Genomic DNA, 21,264 nt, shown 5'->3' with positions numbered 1-21,264 from the left:
AAAAGCGCTTTAAAAACTCTTTTTTTGTATGTTTATCTAACGAAGGGCGCACTTTACTCTAATAGAGACAGCGCAAGGTAAAAAAGCGTGATACCCTTTACACTTTTTGGATCAATGTCTGTTAGTTCTTTCATTTGCTTCAAGCGGTAATGAAGCGTATTGATATGAATATGTAAATCAACTGCCGTTTTTTTTAACGATTGATCGTTGGCTAAATAGCACTTCAGCGTTTCAAGCAGCTCTTTTTCTTTTAAGAGAGTGGAAAGCACTCGACTCAAGAATTCCTTTTTTACAGGTTTAGAAACGTCTTCTAAAATCATGTCCATCAGCAGCTCCTCATAAAAAACAACGGTTTGACGTTTTGAAGCCACTTTAAGCGCTTTTTTCGCTTCTTCATATGAAGCATGCAAATTAAATTGCTCCGCCGGCTTTCCTACACCAATAGTGATCATAACTTGGTTGTTTGCTTGAATGTACTGCTGACATTTTTTTAATTCTTCTTTAAATCCATGCCTTGCCTTTTCACCTACCGCTTCTTTCAGTAAAAGCAAACGATCATATCCCCAGTTTGCGATATAATCTCCGTCAGCTTTATGACTTTCAAACCAGTAGCGAATTGTTTCTTGTACCTGCTGCTGCTTATTTTTCGAAAGAGATGAATCAATTTGAAACAGCGTGCAGCAATAAGCACTGTCTGCTTGTACTCCTAAAATATGGCCTCGTTCAATAAATTCTTCATCTACCTGCTGGCTGTAAATCCATTCACGAAAAAAAGCTTCCACTCCTTTATTTTCCCATTCCTTTGTTTCTATATAATATGCTTCGCGAATAATTAGCTCTGTTAATCTTCGAATAATGTCTGCAAAAGGCTCAACAGCTTCTGGAATACCTGTAATGCCAATAACGCCAATAATGTCTCCTTGATAACTGATAGGCAAATTAATTCCTGGCTTAACTCCTTTTAAATCTGCTGCTTCTTTTTTGGAGATATATAGTTTTTGCTTTTTTTGCATCACGTTCCACGCGCCTTCGTGAAAAAAACCAACCCGCTTTTCTTCTGTAGACGCAATAATAATTCCGCGTGGATCCGTTACAATTACATGTTCTTTCATCACAAGCTGTACTTCTTTTATAATTTTCTTCGACAGTTCAGACACTAGCTGCACGCTGTTTACACCTCACCTATCATCAATTAAAAGAGCTGAAAGAATTCTTTTCTCTCAGCCCGCTTTTTTTATTATGCGTTCACTTTTTCAGCTTTTTTTAGCACGTTAAAAAACTCTTTCATAAATTTAGGTAAATCCGGCCAAGCTTGTCCGGTTACTAGGTTTCTGTCTACATGAAGCGTCTGTTCCACAAATACAGCACCCGCCGCTTCTACTTCCGGTCGGCAAGCAGGATACGCTGTCACTTCTCTGTCCTGCAGATACTCTCTAACCGTCGTTAACACGAGCTGACCATGACAAATAACGCCTAAAGGTTTATTTTCTTTTAAAAAATGCGCAGCAATTTCCTGAACTTTTGTGTTCATTCGAATGTATTCAGGCGCCCGTCCTCCAGGAATAATAAGACCATCATAATCGGCAGGATCCACTTCATCGACAGAAGCGTGAGAATCAATTTTATATCCCGTTTTCTCTGTGAATGTTTCCATTTCTGGAAGAAAATCATGAACAACCGTTTGGAGCTTCTTTTTCACGGGAGAAGCAATGGTACACTGAATATCTTCTTCTAAACAGCGATAATACGGATAAAAAACTTCTAATGCCTCCACGGCATCTCCTGTTAAAATCAAGACACGTTTACTCATCTTTTATCACCTTTTCTTTCTTAATGTCGTCATTTACTTCTTCTCGCAAGCTGCTTTCCATTCCTGCTTTTCTCTCTACGAATAATAAAAAAAGCAGGGCCTTCATTCCTTTACTAGGAATGTCAGCCTTGCTTTTTATCTTGTACTCTTTTTAATTCAGCTGTTAATTCGATAAACCAAGATTCGTCTTTTGTTAGCAGCGCAAGATCAATCAATGAAAGAATCTGCTCTTCGTGCGCCGTTTTTTGAAGGGGCAGCTTCTCTATTTTTTCATCCATCATGCCAATGGTTGTACCGACCATTTTTTCATCATCACTTTTTACAACGTTGATTAGTGCTGCTTTTTTAGATGGATTAATCGTTTTAATATATCCGTATATAAGTTCACCGTCGCGAGACTTTCCTTTGACCCAGTCGCCTACTTTTAAATTTCCTTCAAATAGCTTCACAGTCATTCTCCTTTCTTCATAAACATGCTAAGAATTAATGTAACGGCATATAGTACTGCAGAAAGTAGTGTAATCATAATACTTACAGTTTAGAAAGTCAAAGAATCTGTTTTAGAGCAAAAATCTTGATATACAACTAAATCACTGCAACAATAAAAAGATCCGAACAATTCATCGTTCGGATCTTTCTTCAACGAAACTACTTTTTTCTCAACCTCTTTACTGGTTATACGAGTCCAGTTAAGCTGTAGATTCCAATAATTAAGAAACATGCGAGCGTTTTTATAACAGTGATGGCAAAAATATCTCGGTAAGACTGTTTGTGTGTCAACCCTGTAATGGCAAGCAGTGTAATAACGGCTCCGTTATGAGGAAGCGTATCCATACCGCCTGATGCCATCGCTACAACTCTGTGCATAACTTCAGGAGGAATGTTGTACTGATTAATAGCTTCTACATACTTATCTCCCATCGCACTAAGCGCAATTCCCATACCTCCAGAAGCAGAGCCTGTAATACCGGCTAAAATGTTTGTCGTAACGGCTCCATTGACAAGCGGATTTGTAAAGGTATGTGAAATACCATCGCGAACGGTTGCAAAGCCAGGAAGAGATGAAATAACGCCTCCAAATCCATACTCAGCTCCCGTGTTCATCGCAGCGAGAAGCGCTCCGCCAATACTTGCGTTAAGACCCGCTTGGAAACCGGTGGTCACTCTCTTCCAGTCATACGCAATCGTTGTAATAATTCCAATAACAAGTGCCAATTCCACTGACCAAATCCCAACAACTGCGGTTAAATCTACTTTTCCGAACGCTTCAAGGCCAATTTTGGCAAAATCAAAACCGTCTGGGTACCATTTTGGAATAGACACAGTAAAAAATTTGTTTGCCACCCCTACAAGCACAAGCGGAACAAATGCAAGAATCTGTCTTGCTACGCTAGGTTCATATTTAGGTTCTGTAGAAGGTACAGACTCTTTTTCTAGCTCTGCAGCAGCAGCTAGTTCATTATTGAACCCGTAGTAGCCTTCTCCAGCTTTTCTTGCTTTTTTGCTTCGGCTTTCTAAATACCAAAGACCTAAGCTAAAGACAATAACCGATCCGATAATCCCCAGTGTCGGAGCAGCATAGATGTCTGTTTTAAAAAAAGTCGTTGGGATAACATTTTGAATTTGCGGTGTACCCGGAAGTGCATCCATGGTAAACGAAATAGCTCCTAATGCAATCGTTCCCGGTACTAATCGTTTTGGAATATTCGCTTCGCGGAATAAGTTAGCCGCAAACGGATAAACTGCAAACGCAACAACAAATAAACTTACGCCGCTGTAGGTTAAGATTGCTCCCATTAAAACAATAGCCAAGATGGCTCGTTTAGCTCCTACTACTTTAACAATTGTTTTCGCAATCGATTCAGCGACTCCAGACATTTCTACCATCTTCCCGAAGACTGCTCCTAATAGAAAGACCGGGAAGTAGTTTTTTATAAACCCAACCATTTTCTCCATAAAAACGTTTGAGAAAAACGGGAGTGCATAGCTTGGTTCCGTTAAAATAACGGCTAACAGCGCACAAAGTGGAGCAAACAAAATAACTGAAAATCCGCGGTAAGCAACCAGCATTAAAAGCCCCAGAGACAGCAAAATAATCAGCAAATCCATAACGTTTCCCCTTTCATCCCTCATTCAATTTGTTTTGAATTTATCTTATTTTTTATAAAGTGCAGACTTAAACTCATATTCATAGCACGTGTAATACAGCTGGATAATTTCTTCTGCCGTCGGTACAACAGGATGGTTAGCAGGACTTCCGCTTTGAATCGCATCCGCTGCCATTTTCTCAACAGCCGCGTAAAATAGCTGGCGATCAATGCCCCACGATTGAAGATTAGGAATCTCTAAGTCGATACAAAGCTGCTTGATGGCTTCAATTAACACATCTGCTCCTTCTTTTTTTGTATATGATACGTTCGGAAAAAGAGCTTGTCCTATTTCACCTAAACGATCGATTGAAGCCTCTTTTGTATAGTCCAAAACCGCAGGCAGGAGCATCGCGTTAGAAATACCGTGCGGCACATGGAATAACGCGCCAATAGGTCTTGACATACCGTGCACTAGAGCAACGGATGAATTTGAAAACGCCATCCCCGCAAGCATAGAAGCATAGGCCATTTCGTTTCTTGCTTGAAGATTTTCTCCATTTCTGTACACTAGACGAATATTTTTCATAATTAACTCAATTGCTTGAAGCGCAAGTGAATCCGTAAAAGGATGTGCTTTTTTAGACAAATACGCTTCGACCGCATGACTGAGTGCATCAATTCCTGTAGCTGCCGTTACGTGTTTTGGACATGATAGAGTTAATAACGGATCAACAATGGCTGTATCAGGCAATAATTGCGGCCTTGCGAGCATCATTTTTACATCGTACGCCGTGTCTGTAATAACCGTCGCTTTCGTCACTTCTGAGCCTGTTCCAGCAGTCGTAGGCACGGCAACCAAAGGAAGAGGACTACCTTGAAAATCTTGTTGATTTTGAAAATACGTTCGTAGATGCCCTTCATTTGTCATCATAACGGCAACCGCTTTTCCAGTATCGATACAGCTGCCTCCCCCTAAGGCAATAACCACATCGCACTGCTCCGTTTTACATATGGCAAGCGCTTCATCTAGATGAATATCTGTCGGCTCTGAATTTACGCCTGTATACACGGCACAGTCCATGCCAGCCTCTGCTAAGTAACGACGACAAGTTTCTACATTGCCTGCTTTCGCCATAACGTCATCACTTATAAGCAATGCCTTTGTCCCAAGCAGTGCAGCTTGTTCTCCAATTTTAGAAAATGATCCTTCTCCATATAAAACCGTGCGTGGTACAAGTAGTTCATAAATTCCCACTGTTTTTCCCCCTTTGTTATCTCGCTGACAATCTCTCCTTCCGTCTTTTCATGCTGACTTATGTAAGCGATTTCATTTATTTGTGCAAAAAACCAACATGAACTTCGTTTTTCTCCCCTATTTATTCTCTTTTTGTATACCCCTTTCCTCTTTCATTCTAAAATTTCATCTTATATTTTTCAATCTTTTTTTGTAACTTTTTAAAAATTACAAAAAAAGCCAGAGGTATTCTCTGACTTTACCATTTAAATAAACTTTTGAACAGTATTATTTCGATTTAATTTATAAATAGACAGCAGGAAAAAAACAAGTGCAAAAGCTAGTAAAATGCTGATATTTAACCATAGGCTGCTTAAATCAGCTCCTTGTTGAACACTTTTTAACGTACTTAATACCCACGTTTGAGGAAGAAAGTCGGCTATTTTCTGCATCACATCCGGCATAAACTCAGGCGGGAAAAAGCAGCCGGACAGTAAACAAGTTGGCGTGATGATAAGCGTCTGAAGACCATTCGCTGCTTTTGAACTTTCTGTAAAAGCGATAATTACAAGAGACAAGCCGATGGCTACTAGACCAAACAAAACTAAAATGAAAAACAGCTGCCACACGGGAATGTTCATATCTACGTGAAAAAAAGTCGTAATACACACAAGTGTAATCATTACTTGCAGAGTTAATAAAATCATATTTGTAATAACATTGGATATCACATATTGCCTTGCACTAACTGGCGAAGCTAACAGTCTAAAATACGTTCGCTGCTCTTTTTCTTTTGTGATAAGAGCCGATAAATTTACCGCAGAAAAAAGCATAAACATAATTAAATACCCAATTGTCTGCTTGACAATATTTTGATCGGTTCCTTTGTCTTCAAGGGCGTGCGTAGAGACGTGGAATGGCGCTTTTTGATAATTCTCATACATTTGTTTAAACGCAGCATCGTCGCCTTCAGCAGCTTGATTCAGCGCAGAAATATTATCAATATATTGATACAGATAAGACTTAATAAAGCTCGTTACTTCTGCTCCTTTTATTGAAGTGATTGTAATATGATCTGGTTTGTTCGCTTTGACGCTGTCAGAAAACCCTTTTTCAAAGGTAATAACCGCATCAACTTTCTTTGACGTAATCTCATGATCCACTTCTTTGTCCGTAAGCATTTTAACATTTGTTTTGTGCAGTCCTTTTAAAAACTGAACGGTATCTTTTGTAATATCCGTTGAATCGTGATTGACAACTCCGATATTCACCGAAGTCCCTCCTGCATTTCCATAAATAAGAACGGACATTAAAACCCCTGCAATAGGCAAACCAATAACAAGCACAAGCGTCCTTTTGTTTCTAAGCAGCATATTTCTTAGCATATTTGTGACAAGCCACATGATATTTTTCATGTTATAACCCCTCTCTTTTTCTCAAAAGCACAATTGCTATGCCCAGGAATAAAATAGAGAAGCCTACATTCAACCCGATCACTGAAAGAGAAGCGCCGATATCATTTGTATAGATCAATTTAATAAGTCCATTATTCATCCAGGTTAAAGGTGATACATTGACGAAGCCCTCTCCAGATCCATTTTGAAAATAGGTTCCTCCCACAATACACGACACTTGAATAACGACCATAATAATTGCTCTTGACGCCGCTTCCGTCTTCGTAAGGTAGCTAACTCCTAATCCAAAGCTAATGGCAAAAAGAATCTGAGATACTAACATTACGAGTACTAAGAGTAAATGATCTCCCCAGTTGGCATCAAAAAAATATTTAGTCGACATAATGACCACTAATACACAAATGGTGTGAACCAAAACAGTGCCCAAAATTTTTCCTACAAAAATTTCAGCGGTTTTAATCGGTGCGGCTACTAATCGATTGGCCGTATTTCGCATACGCTCTCCTCTAATTAAATAACTCGCTGAGATAGATCCGTACAAAACAATCATAGTTGTCATTGAAATGGCGTAGTAGTCTATTGAATTTGGCTGTTTTTGAGAATGAAGAGATGTTTCTTGAATATAGTCATGCTTAGACGCACGGAGCAGATTATCCACTTGCTGAGGGTTTACTTTGGCCACTTCCATCGCCACATTGTACTTATCCACAAAAGTGCTTAACATACCTTGGACCATGTTGAATTCAATGCTGTTTTCTTCATTTCCGTAGAGATGAATGTCTCCGTCTTTCACTTCTACATAAGCTGTATAGCGCTGCTCTTTTACTTCTTTTTTTCCATCCTGATCTTTTTTCAGCGCTTTAAAGTGAATGCCCGATTTTTCTGCATAGGCAGCAAACTGCTTAAAAGCAGCAGATTCTTCATTACTTGTGTCGATTTTATAGAGAACATAGCTGTCGTCTATCTTCATATCGTTATTAAAGGCTTGAGACAAAGCTGTACCTAAAATAAGGACAAGAGCTAGCGGAAAAAGAATCATAAAGATAAATGCACGCTTATCTCGCAGATCACTTTTCATTTCTTTCAAAGCAATTGCAATAATATTCATTCGTTATTCCTCCTTTCTTTTATAAATCTCTTAGACTGCGTCCTGTGAGCGTCAGAAAGACCGTCTCTAAATTTGGTGCTTGCTCCTTGACTGCTTTAATTTCGATATGATGCGTCATTAAATAATGAATGACTTTGTTCAAGTTATTCACTTCGGCGCTTGAATTAATTTTAATGATTCCATCTTCGTACGTAACGGCTGTTACTCCCGGAATGTCTTTTAGACCGCTGCAATCTATATCGTCCGCTTCTTTTACTTCAATCCAAATATCTTTTGTATCGGTGATAATCGATTTCAGCTGCTCTTTTGTTCCTTCTGCAATAATTTTGCCATGATCAATAATTGCAATCTTTGTACATACCTCTTCTACTTCTTCCATATAGTGACTCGTATAAATGATTGTGCTTCCCATTTCATTTAGCTTTTTTACAGACGTTAAAATATAATTTCGCGACTGAGGATCAATGCCAACCGTCGGTTCATCCATAATGATCAGCTTAGGACGATGAGCAATTGCGCATGCGATATTTAACCTTCTTTTCATTCCTCCTGAAAAACTTTTCGGATAAGCCTTTTGTTTATCTAAAAGCCCTACAAACGCTAAAGCTTCTTCCACTCGTTCGTTAAGAAGTGATCCTCTTAATCCGTAGAGACCTGCAAAAAACTTCACATTTTCATAGGCTGTCAAATCTTCATAAATCGCCAAGTCCTGCGGAACAATTCCAATGTTCATCTTTGCGAAATTTCGGTGTTTCTTTATATTTTTCCCAAGCACTTCAATATCGCCGCTGTTGCTTTGAAGCAGACTAGCCACCATATGAATCGTTGTGCTTTTTCCTGCTCCGTTTGTTCCTAAAAAGCCGAATATATCTCCTTCTTCTACTTGCAAAGACAAATTATCTACCGCAATAAAATCTCCAAATTTCTTTGTTAATTTTTGAATGGATAATACGTTCATCATTTCACCTCTAGTGTGTTGGTATATCCTTATTTTATGAAAAAAAGGCAAACTTACGTCAGTGCATAAGTTCACCTTTTCCCCATGAGAAATCTCATTATTTATGTATGAAGTTTCTCACCTATCGGCAGCAGTGTGGTAACAGAAAATCCGTTTGCTCCGTCAACAATCACCGTTCCGTTAATGGAAGCGGCTCGCTCTTCCATCCCTGCTATGCCAAGTCCTTTTTGAAACAAGTGAGCGCCTTTTCCATTGTCTTTGACTTCTACTTTAACCATTTTATTTAGTACGTGAAGCTCAATGGCAATCATCGTTGCTTCTGCATATTTTAAAGCGTTTGTAATAGCTTCCGTTATATTTTCATGGATAATTTTCCACTGAAGAGGCGTGATAAGATCTAAATTCCCTTTGTATACAAGAGGCATTGCGATACTATGCTTAGCCTCAAACTCACCAATAAATAATTTAAGCCGGCTGATTCCTATTTGCTCAGCCGGAGGCTTTATACTTTTTAGCGTTAACCTAATTTCTTCAATACCTTCTTTCGAAATAGTAATCGCATTTTGAAGAAGAGACAGCGCTTTTTCCTCGTCTTGCTTCATCACATGCTTTGCTGCCTCCATTTGAATAAGCGCTCCTGTCATTGAATGACCAATCTTATCATGAATTTCCTGTGATAATCGATTTCGCTCTTCTAACTTTGAAGCGTATTGAGACTGTCTCACATACTCTTTATTTTCATTCACGTGCTTTTGCAGCTTTTGCATACTTACTCTCATTTCATCAAGCTTTTGTTCGTAATTGATTGTCCGCTTTTGATAGAGAGCTGCTCCTGTATAAATAAAAAAAGTAAACGCAGCGACTAACACATACAGAGCGCTACTATCAGAGGGAACAAGCAGCACTGGAAGCAAAACAAGCAGCAGCACCATCCATTTTTTCACGACTGATTCTCCAATAAGCTCACAAAGGTTTAGCGGCAAAAGAAGAAAAAACAAAGGATGAAGTTTATACGCACAATATAGAATAAGGACAATTGAAATAACAATAAACATACGCTTGAACACTCTCTTTTTCACAATGGACGCTGCAATGTTAACACAGCTGTAAAGAAGCAGTGCTAACACAATAGCTGAAATCGAGTGTACATAATTAAACTGAATGTACGTAATAGCCAAAAACAGTATAAGGATGAGCTTAGTCATCATTAATCCGACTTCCATAGCCCTACTTCCCTTTACCGGTTAAATAGTAAATAGCAATTTGAGTACGGTGCTCCAGTCCCGTTTTACTTAAAATCGAACTAATATAGTTTGCTACGGTACCTTCTGAAATAAAAAGCGTTTTAGAAATTTCTTTATTTGAAAGCCCTTTGGCAATCAGCGTCATAATGCTCGTTTCACGCTCGGTAAACTGTGTCATATCCGCTTTGGACTGGCGCTCAGTTGCAGCGTTTAAACTTGATTTGATCTTATCAAGCACAACATCTTGCAGAACCGTATGCCCATTGAAGACACTTTTGATTGCGTCTCGAATGCGCTCTGGCTCTGTATTTTTTAACAAGTAGCCTTTAGCTCCGTTTTTTACAGCATCAATAATATATTCATCGTCATCAAACGTAGTTAGAATGAGCGGCTTTGCTTTTGTTGACTCTGAAATAAGCTTTGTAGCCTCTACACCGTCCATGACAGGCATTCTTACATCTAACAGTGCAATATCGACGGAATGATTCTTGCAATATTGAACGGCTTCCTGACCATCTTTTAAAGTAGCGACAACGTCGAATTCCTCGTATGTATTTAATATAATTTTCATTCCTTCTCGAATAAACGAATTATCATCTGCAATAATAATAGTAATTTTCATTTCTTTAAGTGAGAACATCTCACTTTTTTTCACATCCTTTTTTCACACCCATCCGGATGCTTCTCATTTATTGTATCCATAATAAACCAAAAGTTCAATGTGATAGTTCGCAGTCTTTCTAAGCACTAAAAAAGAGCAAACCTCTAAGGTTTACTCTTTGGTCCTGTTACTTCTGAGCTAACTTAATCACCGTCTCTAACAGTACATTTACACCTTTTTCGCATTCTTCCCAAGGAGTGAACTCTTCTTCACAGTGACTTTTTCCGTTTACGCTCGGAATAAAAATCATAGCCGTCGGAATATAGCTAGCTAAAAACTGTGCGTCATGTCCAGCTCCGCTGACCATTCGCTTGTAGGAATACCCAAGCGAACGAACAGATTCTTCCACTTCATCGCAAACGGTTTTATCAAACCACACGGTATCGCGTCCCCAAAGCTTGGTCACCCGCACTTCGCAGCCTTCTAACAGCTCCGCTTGATCAGGCAGTGACTGAATCATCTTTTCCACGGATGCAATGACGTCTTCATCGGTATGTCTCGCTTCAAGTGAAAAAATAACTTTATTTGGAATAACAGTATGAATATTAGGCAGTACGTTCATACGCCCCATTGTATAGACTAAATTTGAATCTAATCTGCCGAGCTCGTGACGAGCTTCGGCAATTAAATTATTAGTTGCAAAAAGCGCGTCTTTTCGCATATCCATCGGCGTCGTGCCGGCATGATCTGACTCACCGGTAACTTCAATTTCATAGCATACCATTCCTAGCACGCACTCGACTACACCGATTGATTTGGCTTCTCGTTCTAGAATAGGCCCTTGCTCAATATGTAATTCCACAAATGCAGAAGCGTCCGTCAGACGGTTCCTCGTATCACCTTCATATCCGCATGCTTGGAGCGCTTGCTCAAACGTCACGCCGTCAACATCCGTCTTCTTCATCATAACGTCTTTTTGAAATTTCCCCGATAAAATACCTGAAGCCATCATAGAAGGCTCAAAACGTGCTCCTTCTTCATTGGTGAAGTTAACAATCGTAATCGGTACCTTCGGTTTAATATTATGTTCAACTAGCGTTCTTACTAATTCTAACCCTGCAACTACACCGAGGATTCCATCAAACCTTCCGCCTTTTTTTACACTGTCCATGTGTGAGCCAATCACAACAGGCGGCTTATCTTCTAGTCCTTCAAGCGTAGCGTAAATACATCCAAGATCGTCGATTTTAATATCCATTCCAAGGTCACGGCAACATGAACAAAAATAGTCTCGTGCTAAGCGGTCTTCTTCTGACAGCGCTAAGCGGGTTACACCGTTATTAGGTGTTCGTCCATAATCGGCAAATCGTTCAAGCGTATTTTTTAACCTTTCTCCATTCACTGCTACTTTTTGTCGTTGCAACTCAACCACTCTCCTCATTATTTGGTTATAAAGTGCGTCTAAGATGCTGTGTTAATGAATATCATTCATTATGACATAAAATAGGCGATATCACTTGAAGTCTGTTAGAACCCCTTCCATTGTTTTTGTAATGAAAGTGCGCAGCTTGCCTTATGTATCTATTAGCTTCAAAACGTAAATTTCCTGCTTTTTTCTATGAATAATGCACGCGTTATTTATGCATTTTTATTATAAAAATAATAATAGGTTTTTTTCAAAAAAAAGAGAATTAGTTATTATACTAACTCTCCTCTACACACTTACTTTTTATTTGCTTTCTTCGCAATTGCAATCATTGTAGCCAAAACACCAACTGTAATAATTACAATAGCAATTACGGCAGTGGTAATAATAATTCCTGATGTCACTTCTGAAACACCCATTAGTTTACGTTCTCCTTTTGTGCCTGACCTATTTATCTAAATCAGCATATTGATCGATTTATTCCTATTATATACGAACTTGTAAAGCGACGAAATATGTGACACATAATTGACATACTGTTTATATGTTTTCTTTTAATTCTACGTTTTATTTAAGAAAATACGGGAATAATTCAAACATATATAAGAAATACTCTTTATTTCTTTAAAGAAGTATTGTAATATAAATGTAACAATTGTAATATTAACAGCATGAATGTTACATATATTTCAATGAATGAGTAGGAGGGAAATGGAAATGAAAAAATTTGGAATAATCTTAGCATCACTTGCTCTTTTCTTTTCACTAAGCACAGGAGTTACAGCTCAAGCAGCATCACAAAATCTATCAACGACTAATGCGGTAAAAATTGCAGCAAACGCAAGCAACCATTTCTGGAATGCACTTCATGGATCTAAAGGTAATTTATGTACTCAAAAAACATTTAATTATAAAGGCACTCAGTACTCATATCTTTGTCAGGATTTTAATACAAAAAGCAAACTAGTAAGCTACTTATCTGAAACGTTTACAAACAGTGCTATTCAAAAAGGATTAACAAATTATCGCTACATCACATATAACGGAAAGCTTGCTCGTCCTGTCGGTGACGGATTCAGCATGCTAGAGTGGAACAAAGCAAAAGCAAAACTAACTTATCAACGTGCCGATGTTCGCTCTTATCAATTTACGGTTCCAACAGTTGACGGAGGAAGTGTAAAACGCACCGTTACATTTTATAAATCTGGTTCACAGTGGAAAGTAAATAAGTTTGATGCTGTACTATAAGCAGTACCAAAAGCGAGGTCTACCAAGACCTTGCTTTTTTATGTGCTCATTAGCTCTTTATTAACGAAGTTTCACTTTATTTTCACTAACTCCCCTTATAGTATGGATACACACTACTACTTATTCGATACATTGTCATCGGAGGATTTTATATGAACATACTACAAAAAAGAACGGCTTTTATCGTAACGGCTGCTTTTCTTTTAGCATTGGTTTTCAGTATCGTTTCACTATCACACTACAAAGGAGAAGAACATTTATTTTCGATTCAAGAAAGTCATCAGTTAAAAAAGATTACGAATGGTATATCTGCTTCTGATAATAATTCGTGGGATCATCGTCTTCCTTCAGGAAACGGTCCCGCTTCACCCAGCAATTCCGGAGAACACGTAACGCCTTTTCATAATCTATCTATGGATAACGGTGCCGGAAGTCAAGGAGCTAATAAAGACTATGAAGCGCCGCTCGCTCTTTATACGGTGGGCTTTTTTATAGCAGCAGCTTTCGTTTACGGGTTATCAAAGAAAAAGAAATGGCATCATTCGATAGGGCATTCTCGCGTTATTTTATGGTCATTACTTGGCACTGGACTATTTATCCGGATTGCACTGATTCCGTGGGTAGGCTCTCATATGGATGCATCTCTTTTCAAAAACTGGGCATCGGTTGCGGCTAATCATTTTTCAAATTTCTATGCTAAAAGCGGAAGCGATTATCCGCCGTTTTATATTTATATCTTGTTTATCGTTGGGAAAGTTGGCAGTTTACCGGATTTTCAGCAGTATTTTTCGCTGTTGATTAAAATCCCGCCTATTTTAGCAGATGTCGTCACATCTTATTTACTCTATCGTTTAGCTCGTAAATACTTGGCACCTTCTTTTGCATATCTGTTAGCAATTGGGTATTTATTTAATCCGGCCATTTTAGTTAATTCAACGTTTTGGGGACAAGTCGATTCATTTTTCACTTTGCTTATTGTCCTAGCGATTGTAATGATTACGGAAAAAAGAATTTACGCGTCGGCCGTTATTTTTACAGCAACGGTCTTAATGAAGCCGCAGGCGATTATTATCCTGCCCATTTTGTTTTTCGAACTCATTCGCCTAAAGCAAGTGAAACATTTCTTCGGCATTGCTTTAACGGCGGCTTTCACTGCTGCGGTGATTTTACTGCCTTTTTCAGTTGGAAAAAATCCAACGTGGATTATCGATTTATTTTCATCCACCATTGGAGAGTACCCGTATGCCTCTGTTAACGCCTATAACTTTTTTAGTTTAATAGGCGCAAACTATAAAGACAGCTCTGCAACGCTGCTGTTTTTCAGCTATCATACGTGGGGACTTATTTTTATCGTCGCGACGACTATTTTTTCTTGGCTTATTTATATAAAAGGACGGAGCTTTAAATACGCCGCTCTTGCAGCGCTTATTCAAATTTCCGGAGTATTTACGTTTTCTTCAAGCATGCATGAACGCTACTTATTTCCAGCAGCAGCGCTTGCTTTGCTCGCTTATATTTATTTAAAAGACAAAAACTTGCTTTACTTATCTCTTGGATTTAGCATCAGTATTTTTATGAACACTTTTTTTGTTTTATACGGTGACAGCAGCATGCAAAACAGTACGTCCTATCCGTTTTCTATGTTTGCTACGTCGATGCTAAACGTTTTGCTTGTTGTTTATTTAGTAAAAGTTGCTTGGAATTTAGTCCAAAAAAGTACGGTTTTAAAAACGGCATAATACAAAAAGCTCAGTGAGTATGATTGATCACTGAGCTTTTTTACATAACAAGCGACATGCCTGGCGCGTCTTCTTCTCTTTCTTGAAACCCTAATTTTTTATAAAAATGATGCTTTCCTTTTGCTGCAAATAGCTGAATCGATTCAATTCCGCTTTCTTGGCATTTCGTCAACAGCTCTTGAATAATTTGCTTTCCAAGCCCTTTGTTTTGATATGTGGGATCAACCATCACGTCGCAAATAAGCGCTTGATAAATTCCATCTGAAATCATACGGCCAAATGCAATTAATCGTTCATTGTCATAAATACCGACTCTAAACCAGCTGTTGGCTGCGGCTTCAAACAGCTGCTCTTTTGTATAATTTCCTTTTTTACTTTTATGTAATCCGCTCGCTTCATGCAGATCAGCAAACTGCTCAAATGGCGGAACCTCTTTTTTTATTACGTAGGACACGTTCATTCTCCTCTCAATACCGTTGCTTTCTATATTATATTTATACATCAAAAAGAATAATAATTCAACATTTTTATCTAGTTATCTTGTTACCCTTTCTCCAAATAAAAAAACTGCCAAACGGCAGTTTTTTAGGCTTGTACTGATTTTTTTCGTTTTTTAAGATCAATTCCTGCAATGATAAGCAAAATGACTCCAAGAACAATCATGATTTTACTCACTGTTTCTAGCCACTCCGGTGCGCTTCCAGCAAGTAAAAGTGAAAACCCAATGATATAAAGCGGAAACCCCGCGAGAGCCCAAGGGGATTTCACCTTCTTTTTCTTCATATATAGGATCTCCTCCTTCTTTACAGATTCTATGTAGGCTGTATATGATGAGTTTATCAGAAAAAATTGGAAACAACAAAGGAGACAAACGCATGTATACGCTGCCTCAAACGTTTTGTGATACGATTACTCACCTTCACTCTCATAAAGGCCAAAAGTGGTTAGCTGACTTTCCTCAGCTGATTCGCTACTGTGAAGAGCGCTGGCGTATCAACATTTACAGTCACTTTCCCCTTTCTTACCACTTTGTTGCTCCTGCGCATAAAGCAGATGGAAGCGAACTAGTTGTAAAACTCTTTGTAGAGCCTTCAGAGCTGCTTCATGAGCAAGAAGCACTGACAGCACTAGCCGGTGAGAACACGGTAAAAATAGTGGACAGCGATGCTGAAAAAGGCATTTTACTGCTCGAAAAGCTGTCTCCCGGATGCCCGCTTTCCTTTTTATCAACTAAAGCCGGAGCTACGTTAATCGCTGCTAGGCTTATGAAATCTCTATGGCGCATGCCTCACTCGGACTCCACTATCGAAACAGCCATTAAAAGAGAGAAACAGCTTCGAGAGTATACACAAATGTATCCAAGCGGTATTGATTTTCTTTCTTCTGAAACGCTTCAACACGCACTATCCGTTTTCTCTGAATTAAACCGGACTTCTCAGCAGCTTTTTTTGCTTCACGGCGATTTGCATCATGATAACATCTTACAGTCTGGTGAAGCGTGGAAAATAATTGATCCAAAAGGGTTGATTGGAGAAAAAGAGTACGAAATTATCCCTTTTCTTTTAAATCATCTGCCTAAGACAAACGTGGCAGAGACAATTGACCATCGAATCAATATATTTGTCGAAGAATTAAACCTAAGTAAAAAACGAATCTTACTGTGGGGATACGCTCATTCTGTACTAGCCACGTGCTGGTTAATAGAGGACCACCACCAAGACGCCGCTTCTTTTTCACGTGCTATAGAAGCATTTCAGCACTTATTTGAGTACTATTACGGGCATAAAAAATAAGAGCCGACATTTGGCTCTTATTTTTTGCATTTCTCTGCGACAAGCTCATATGATTTTAATCGGTCAGCCGGATCGTGTGTAATAGTGACAAGCATGAGTTCATCCACTCCGTAGCGTGCTTGAACTTCTTGAAGACGGACGTGTACTTCTTCCGGGTTTCCGATAATCATGGCTTCTTTCATCTTCTTCATTTTTTTCTCTTCTTCTTCTGTCAGTGGATAGCTGGCCGCTTCTTTAATAGAAGGCACACCTTTTGCTTCCATTTTATCCTGCTGAATTTTCCATACGAGTGAGCTCGTTGCGATGCGATGGGCTTGCTCCGTTGTTTCAGCGCAAATGACCGATACAGTGACAATCGCATAGGGCTGATCACCGGTCCGTCTTGGCTGAAATGCCTGTTTGTATTGATCAATAATAGCTGAACCATCTTGTTCACTCATAAACTGTCCAAACGTATAGGCTATTCCGTTTCTAGCGGCGAGCTCGGCACTTTTTTTACTTGTGCCAAGCAGCCAAGGTTCCGGAGAGACAGGCGGCAGCGGCGAAGCTGAAAGCTTTGCGTATTCATGTTCAGCCGGAAATTTATCGTCTAAAAACTGCAGAAGCTCTTTAACAAGTTCAGGCATTTTAAATACTTGCTGTAAAAAATTATTCGACAGCGCATTTGTTGCTTCAGCCGATCCACCCGGTGCGCGCCCAATCCCTAAATCAACGCGCCCTGGAAACAGCGTTGCGAGCATGTTATACGTTTCAGCTACTTTATACGGCTTGTAGTGAGGCAGCAGCACCGCTCCCGATCCAATTCGAATTCTATTAGTTTGTGCGCCGATATAGCCAAGCATCACTTCAGGAGCCGAACAGGCAAGTCCAGACAAATCATGGTGCTCTGCAATCCAGTAGCGCTCATAGCCAAGCTTGTCACCCGCTTTGGCCAGCTGCATCGATGCTTCTAACGCTTCCGCTGGGGTCTGATGGGATGAAACGGGCGATTGGTCGAGTATACTTACTTTCATCACGCATCTGCTCCTTATTCGTTCACTTCAATTAAACTTAATGAAAAATCCCCTACCTGGCCTTTTTCATATAAATTTGTAAAAGACGTAGAGTACTGATGAATCGTTCCTTGAAAATCGAGATCTTCTTCCGGGACATTTACATGAAAAGTACCTTTATATAAAAGTGTAGTAATATCATGATATTCCTCACTTGTTACTTTAAAATCAACTGAAACTTTTGTTTTGCCTTTTACAATCTCTTGTTCATAGCTGTAAATTTGAATAGGCATATCATTTAATACAATTTCTTGTACCACGTTAAATCGTCTCCTTTTTTAGTGCGTATGAAAAATAATAGCACTTGAAGAAGTCATGAGCAAATAAAAGAGCTTCTGATTACGCATGCAAAAAAAGCATGGCTTTTTGCCATGCTTTTAGTCCAAAAACGATCTTATACGCGCTTTGTACGCGTGCGTTTGAATACGAAATAAAGAACAATAATCACAAATGCCGCAACCACAAACGGAAGCGTATATTTGCTTGCTACGTCTTCAATGTTCGCCCAGTTCTCGCCTAGCTTTCCGCCTAAGTAAATAAATAAAATCGACCAAGGAATCATCGCTAACACGGTTAAAGACGTAAACTTCCAAAACGGCATTTTAGCAATACCTGCAGGGATCGAAATCGCATGTCGAACAACCGGGACAAAACGAGCGGAGAAAACCACACCCGCGCCGTATTTATTAAACCAGTTTTCCGCAAGATCAATATGCTTATCATGAATGAATAAGTACTTGCCGTATTTTTGAAGAAACGGACGTCCTCCGTAGGCTCCAATCCAATATAAAAACCACTGTGCAATCGTTCCGCCAATAATTCCGGCAATGACTGCTCCTGGAAAACTAATCATGCCTTGAGAAATCATATACCCCCCATAGGCTAGTACAATTTCACTTGGAATGATTTCAATCATTAAGCCGAGCGCAATACCTAAATAGCCAAGGCTCGTTAAAAAATCCAATATACTCGCAACAAATGAACTCACCTTTAATCACCTTACTCATTCTTTAATAATTTTACACTACTACTATATTCCAACCATCAGTATAAAAGGAAACTATGAACTCATTATGAACAGCTTACTTCCCTGTTGACTGGCGGTACCTTTTCCTCAGCTCATGCGTATGCAGATCTGCTAGGCGGACTGGAATCGGAAGCTTACTTTCTTTTGAAATAAAATGCATCATGAGCTGATACGACATGTCCAAATCAATATAGTTTCCGCACGACAGAAAAATAGGCTTTACCCCTTTGGCTGTCCTTACTACTCTACCATAAACTTCGCCATCAATCACAATATCTTCATAAGCGCCCTCTGTATCTTCAGGCATAACGTAATCATGTCCTTTGATCTTTAAATAGCTTTTCCCAATTCCAACGGTAGGTTTATTGAGAAAAAACGAAGCATGTGTGGCTACTCCCATGTGCTCATAGTGCAAATATCCGTTGCCATCAAATAAAAACACATCGGGCTCTATTTGAAGTTTTTTAACCGCTTCAAGAATTAAAGGAAGCTCTCGAAAAGCTAGAAACCCAGGAAGATAAGGAACCGTTACTTCTCCTACACTGTGCACTTTTTCCACAATGCTTTTCGTCTGATAATCAACCACTACAATGCTGCAAGCTCCGTAAGATATGCCGTTTTCTTCCCAATACGCAACATCAACACCAGCACAGTTATGTATATGCGTCATTTTGACGCCTGATGTTAAATCAATTTGTGCTTTTAGCTTTTGCTGAAGCGTCCGGCACTCCTCTTTTGTTTGCATCGTAAACGTATGTATGTACTGAATATCCATGTTCCATTCCTTTCATTGACTGACTCACCTATTATACAACTATTTTCTAAGAAATTCCTATTCTTTTTTTCACACCTTTTATTATAGCGCTGTTTCCTTAACGTTTGATTAAAATTCCTATTCGTTTACGCATTTTTTGTAAACATCGCCATGAAAAAATCCCTATTTTTCTTTACGAAATGTCAACGCTTTCTACACACTTTCTCTATATCAGCATCACATTTTTTCGTTACGCTATTTCTATACCAACGCATAGGAGAGAAATGTGATGAAAAAATATTTAGCTGGTCTAAGCGCAGTCGCCTTGTTATGCTGTTCAATTGCCTCTTCTGCTTTTGCACGCACGGAAGAAAAACTTACGAACATCGCGCACCGAGGAGCCTCCGCTTACGCACCTGAAAATACAATGGCTGCTTTTCACCAAGCGCTAGAAATGAATGCGGATTACATTGAACTTGACGTGCAGCAAAGCAAAGACGGTGTACTCGTTATTATGCATGACCGTACCGTAGACCGAACAACAAACGGAAGCGGACACATTCGAGAGTTAACGTACGCGGAGCTTCAGCGCTTGGACGCAGGAAGCTGGAAAGGGGATTCTTTTGCGAATGAAAAAGTCCCGACTCTTTCGCAAGTGTTAGATGAATTTCAAGGAAAAATCGGTATATTAATAGAGTTAAAAGCCCCAGAACTTTATCCCGGAATTGAAAAAAAAGTAGCTTTTGAAATCAACAAGCGACAGGTCAATCACGTTATCATTCAGTCTTTTAACGTTTCATCCATGAAAAAAATGCATGAGCTTCTCCCAAATGTTCCTATAGGCATACTAACTTCTTCACAGCGAGATACAAACCCAAACTCAATTCAGCAATTCGCCGCTTTTGCCACTTACTTTAACCCGTCCTATGACATCCTAACGCCTGCTCTTATCCACCAAGTCCATTCTGCCGGAATGAAAATATCGCCGTGGTCTGGAACCAAGCGGCTTCCCGCTTCATTTTTGTGGAAAACAAAAAGTGACGGAGTGATTACAAATTATCCCGATGAAGTGAATTGGGTGCAAACATCAAGTACTATCGGACAACAGCTCGAAAAAGGAAGCGCACGCTGAGGAATTACACTTGCCGTCACAATGTGGCCATAGTCCCTGTAGTCTTTTACTAGTAACCTCGTCTTCCTTACTGCCTTTTTAACGCTTCAATACGTTTAATTTCACTGAAATACTGAAAGTTTCCTTTAAAACATCTCTCCATCGTTTTAAAAAACTGCTCCGCTCCTCCTAACACCATCATAAAAAAGTCTTGTTTCGGAAGCACTGCTTTTATGGGAGGAGATGTATGCAAGGTATACAGTACAAACTGTTCAGAAGCCGATTTTAAGGTTAATACTAACGGTTGATCTGGAAAATTCACCTTTCCATATCCGGTCTCTTTTAAACTCTCCATTGCATCCAACAAATAAAGCCACATCCCATCTATAACATCCCATGCAGATGCATCAAGAAGCGGCTCACCGTAGTATTCGAGCTTAATAGCTCCTTCAAGGCAAGTAAAATCAAGCTGATTACCGTAACGAATGAGTTCCTCTTCGTTCGATATATCGATAAAATAGTGCGATTCCTTTTCATATAGAGATGATAAATCGGTAATCAAAATACCTGGACGCTTAATGAATGTTTGAACACGAAACAACGTTATCCCTCCATGCCCATTTTGTTTTCACAGCTCAAATAGATTTTCTCCGT

At 39.2% G+C, this 21,264-nt stretch carries 22 protein-coding genes; 4 read left to right on the top strand and 18 right to left on the bottom strand.

Features of this window, described 5'->3' with window-relative positions:
- Window positions 1-53: 53 nt before the first annotated feature.
- From MMB68_RS20315 to MMB68_RS20265, 11 genes are all read right to left on the bottom strand, one after another.
- Window positions 54-1,166 (bottom strand): CdaR family transcriptional regulator, encoded by a 1,113-nt coding sequence (locus MMB68_RS20315; RefSeq protein ID WP_277549281.1) that lies wholly within the window; start codon window positions 1,164-1,166, stop codon window positions 54-56.
- A gap of 71 nt (window positions 1,167-1,237) precedes the next feature.
- Complete coding sequence (locus MMB68_RS20310) at window positions 1,238-1,810, bottom strand: DJ-1/PfpI family protein (RefSeq protein ID WP_013083443.1); 573 nt, start codon at window positions 1,808-1,810, stop codon at window positions 1,238-1,240.
- Window positions 1,811-1,932: 122 nt separating this feature from the next.
- Entirely contained in the window at window positions 1,933-2,265 is a 333-nt protein-coding gene (locus MMB68_RS20305) for an IDEAL domain-containing protein (RefSeq protein WP_277549280.1), read from the bottom strand.
- A 220-nt stretch (window positions 2,266-2,485) separates the two neighbouring features.
- Window positions 2,486-3,919, bottom strand: a complete 1,434-nt coding sequence (locus tag MMB68_RS20300) for a GntP family permease (RefSeq protein WP_013083445.1) — start codon at window positions 3,917-3,919, stop codon at window positions 2,486-2,488.
- A gap of 45 nt (window positions 3,920-3,964) precedes the next feature.
- Window positions 3,965-5,155: an iron-containing alcohol dehydrogenase gene (locus MMB68_RS20295; protein ID WP_264407630.1), complete on the bottom strand. Its 1,191-nt coding sequence runs from the start codon at window positions 5,153-5,155 to the stop codon at window positions 3,965-3,967.
- 245 nt (window positions 5,156-5,400) lie between these two features.
- Entirely contained in the window at window positions 5,401-6,549 is a 1,149-nt protein-coding gene (locus tag MMB68_RS20290; RefSeq protein ID WP_050690183.1) for an ABC transporter permease, read from the bottom strand.
- A 1-nt stretch (window position 6,550) separates the two neighbouring features.
- Window positions 6,551-7,657 (bottom strand): ABC transporter permease, encoded by a 1,107-nt coding sequence (locus tag MMB68_RS20285; RefSeq protein ID WP_277549279.1) that lies wholly within the window; start codon window positions 7,655-7,657, stop codon window positions 6,551-6,553.
- Between the two features lie 19 nt (window positions 7,658-7,676).
- Entirely contained in the window at window positions 7,677-8,615 is a 939-nt protein-coding gene (locus tag MMB68_RS20280; protein ID WP_221785128.1) for an ABC transporter ATP-binding protein, read from the bottom strand.
- A gap of 101 nt (window positions 8,616-8,716) precedes the next feature.
- Window positions 8,717-9,838, bottom strand: a complete 1,122-nt coding sequence (locus MMB68_RS20275; RefSeq protein WP_269870806.1) for a sensor histidine kinase — start codon at window positions 9,836-9,838, stop codon at window positions 8,717-8,719.
- Between the two features lie 4 nt (window positions 9,839-9,842).
- Window positions 9,843-10,481 carry a response regulator gene (locus MMB68_RS20270; RefSeq protein WP_221815404.1) on the bottom strand — a complete coding sequence of 213 codons (639 nt, stop codon included), beginning with the start codon at window positions 10,479-10,481 and terminating at the stop codon, window positions 9,843-9,845.
- Between the two features lie 166 nt (window positions 10,482-10,647).
- Complete coding sequence (locus tag MMB68_RS20265; RefSeq protein ID WP_277549278.1) at window positions 10,648-11,883, bottom strand: Zn-dependent hydrolase; 1,236 nt, start codon at window positions 11,881-11,883, stop codon at window positions 10,648-10,650.
- Between the two features lie 714 nt (window positions 11,884-12,597).
- On the opposite strand from MMB68_RS20265, the gene MMB68_RS20260 reads away from it, so the two are divergent.
- Both MMB68_RS20260 and MMB68_RS20255 read left to right on the top strand, forming a co-directional pair.
- On the top strand, window positions 12,598-13,134 hold the full coding sequence (locus MMB68_RS20260) for an IseA DL-endopeptidase inhibitor family protein (protein WP_014459798.1): 537 nt from the start codon (window positions 12,598-12,600) through the stop codon (window positions 13,132-13,134).
- Window positions 13,135-13,286: 152 nt separating this feature from the next.
- Window positions 13,287-14,873, top strand: a complete 1,587-nt coding sequence (locus MMB68_RS20255) for a glycosyltransferase family 39 protein (protein WP_277549277.1) — start codon at window positions 13,287-13,289, stop codon at window positions 14,871-14,873.
- Window positions 14,874-14,913: 40 nt separating this feature from the next.
- On the opposite strand, the gene MMB68_RS20250 is transcribed toward MMB68_RS20255, so the two are convergent.
- Window positions 14,914-15,333: a GNAT family N-acetyltransferase gene (locus tag MMB68_RS20250; protein ID WP_217916018.1), complete on the bottom strand. Its 420-nt coding sequence runs from the start codon at window positions 15,331-15,333 to the stop codon at window positions 14,914-14,916.
- Between the two features lie 125 nt (window positions 15,334-15,458).
- Complete coding sequence (locus MMB68_RS20245; RefSeq protein ID WP_074680778.1) at window positions 15,459-15,656, bottom strand: hypothetical protein; 198 nt, start codon at window positions 15,654-15,656, stop codon at window positions 15,459-15,461.
- Window positions 15,657-15,700: 44 nt separating this feature from the next.
- Here MMB68_RS20245 and MMB68_RS20240 point away from each other — a divergent pair, with 44 nt between their 5' ends.
- Window positions 15,701-16,666, top strand: a complete 966-nt coding sequence (locus MMB68_RS20240) for an aminoglycoside phosphotransferase family protein (protein WP_277447734.1) — start codon at window positions 15,701-15,703, stop codon at window positions 16,664-16,666.
- Window positions 16,667-16,683: 17 nt separating this feature from the next.
- On the opposite strand, the gene MMB68_RS20235 is transcribed toward MMB68_RS20240, so the two are convergent.
- The 4 genes from MMB68_RS20235 to MMB68_RS20220 all read right to left on the bottom strand — a co-directional run bounded on the left by MMB68_RS20235 (window position 16,684) and on the right by MMB68_RS20220 (window position 19,520).
- Window positions 16,684-17,679: an LLM class flavin-dependent oxidoreductase gene (locus tag MMB68_RS20235; RefSeq protein WP_264407639.1), complete on the bottom strand. Its 996-nt coding sequence runs from the start codon at window positions 17,677-17,679 to the stop codon at window positions 16,684-16,686.
- 14 nt (window positions 17,680-17,693) lie between these two features.
- Window positions 17,694-17,978, bottom strand: a complete 285-nt coding sequence (locus MMB68_RS20230) for a DUF3219 family protein (RefSeq protein WP_063247850.1) — start codon at window positions 17,976-17,978, stop codon at window positions 17,694-17,696.
- A 134-nt stretch (window positions 17,979-18,112) separates the two neighbouring features.
- Window positions 18,113-18,706, bottom strand: coding sequence for an undecaprenyl phosphate transporter UptA (gene uptA, locus MMB68_RS20225; RefSeq protein ID WP_013057365.1), 594 nt, complete (start codon window positions 18,704-18,706; stop codon window positions 18,113-18,115).
- Window positions 18,707-18,800: 94 nt separating this feature from the next.
- Window positions 18,801-19,520, bottom strand: a complete 720-nt coding sequence (locus MMB68_RS20220; RefSeq protein WP_264407641.1) for an endonuclease V — start codon at window positions 19,518-19,520, stop codon at window positions 18,801-18,803.
- Between the two features lie 268 nt (window positions 19,521-19,788).
- On the opposite strand from MMB68_RS20220, the gene MMB68_RS20215 reads away from it, so the two are divergent.
- Complete coding sequence (locus tag MMB68_RS20215) at window positions 19,789-20,631, top strand: glycerophosphodiester phosphodiesterase (RefSeq protein ID WP_269870810.1); 843 nt, start codon at window positions 19,789-19,791, stop codon at window positions 20,629-20,631.
- Between the two features lie 67 nt (window positions 20,632-20,698).
- Here the strand turns inward: MMB68_RS20215 and MMB68_RS20210 are convergent, their stop codons facing one another.
- A complete protein-coding gene (locus MMB68_RS20210; protein WP_277549276.1) occupies window positions 20,699-21,211 on the bottom strand; it encodes a hypothetical protein in 513 nt (170 codons plus the stop codon).
- Window positions 21,212-21,264 lie beyond the last annotated feature (53 nt).

This window comes from Priestia sp. Y58 (assembly GCF_029522095.1).
Lineage (GTDB): Bacteria > Bacillota > Bacilli > Bacillales > Bacillaceae_H > Priestia > Priestia megaterium_E.
The sequence above is the reverse complement of the archived record's forward strand: the minus strand, read 5'-3'. Positions and strand labels throughout refer to the sequence as shown.

Coding starts and splice junctions, on each gene's coding strand:
- MMB68_RS20310 (WP_013083443.1), bottom strand. CDS start 1,810: ATGAGTAAACGTGTCTTGATTTTAACAGGAGATGCCGTGGAGGCATTA.
- MMB68_RS20305 (WP_277549280.1), bottom strand. CDS start 2,265: ATGACTGTGAAGCTATTTGAAGGAAATTTAAAAGTAGGCGACTGGGTC.
- MMB68_RS20300 (WP_013083445.1), bottom strand. CDS start 3,919: ATGGATTTGCTGATTATTTTGCTGTCTCTGGGGCTTTTAATGCTGGTT.
- MMB68_RS20290 (WP_050690183.1), bottom strand. CDS start 6,549: ATGAAAAATATCATGTGGCTTGTCACAAATATGCTAAGAAATATGCTG.
- MMB68_RS20285 (WP_277549279.1), bottom strand. CDS start 7,657: ATGAATATTATTGCAATTGCTTTGAAAGAAATGAAAAGTGATCTGCGA.
- MMB68_RS20280 (WP_221785128.1), bottom strand. CDS start 8,615: ATGAACGTATTATCCATTCAAAAATTAACAAAGAAATTTGGAGATTTT.
- MMB68_RS20275 (WP_269870806.1), bottom strand. CDS start 9,838: ATGGAAGTCGGATTAATGATGACTAAGCTCATCCTTATACTGTTTTTG.
- MMB68_RS20270 (WP_221815404.1), bottom strand. CDS start 10,481: ATGAAAATTACTATTATTATTGCAGATGATAATTCGTTTATTCGAGAA.
- MMB68_RS20260 (WP_014459798.1), top strand. CDS start 12,598: ATGGAAATGAAAAAATTTGGAATAATCTTAGCATCACTTGCTCTTTTC.
- MMB68_RS20255 (WP_277549277.1), top strand. CDS start 13,287: ATGAACATACTACAAAAAAGAACGGCTTTTATCGTAACGGCTGCTTTT.
- MMB68_RS20250 (WP_217916018.1), bottom strand. CDS start 15,333: ATGAACGTGTCCTACGTAATAAAAAAAGAGGTTCCGCCATTTGAGCAG.
- MMB68_RS20245 (WP_074680778.1), bottom strand. CDS start 15,656: ATGAAGAAAAAGAAGGTGAAATCCCCTTGGGCTCTCGCGGGGTTTCCG.
- MMB68_RS20240 (WP_277447734.1), top strand. CDS start 15,701: ATGATGAGTTTATCAGAAAAAATTGGAAACAACAAAGGAGACAAACGC.
- MMB68_RS20235 (WP_264407639.1), bottom strand. CDS start 17,679: ATGAAAGTAAGTATACTCGACCAATCGCCCGTTTCATCCCATCAGACC.
- MMB68_RS20220 (WP_264407641.1), bottom strand. CDS start 19,520: ATGGATATTCAGTACATACATACGTTTACGATGCAAACAAAAGAGGAG.
- MMB68_RS20215 (WP_269870810.1), top strand. CDS start 19,789: ATGAAAAAATATTTAGCTGGTCTAAGCGCAGTCGCCTTGTTATGCTGT.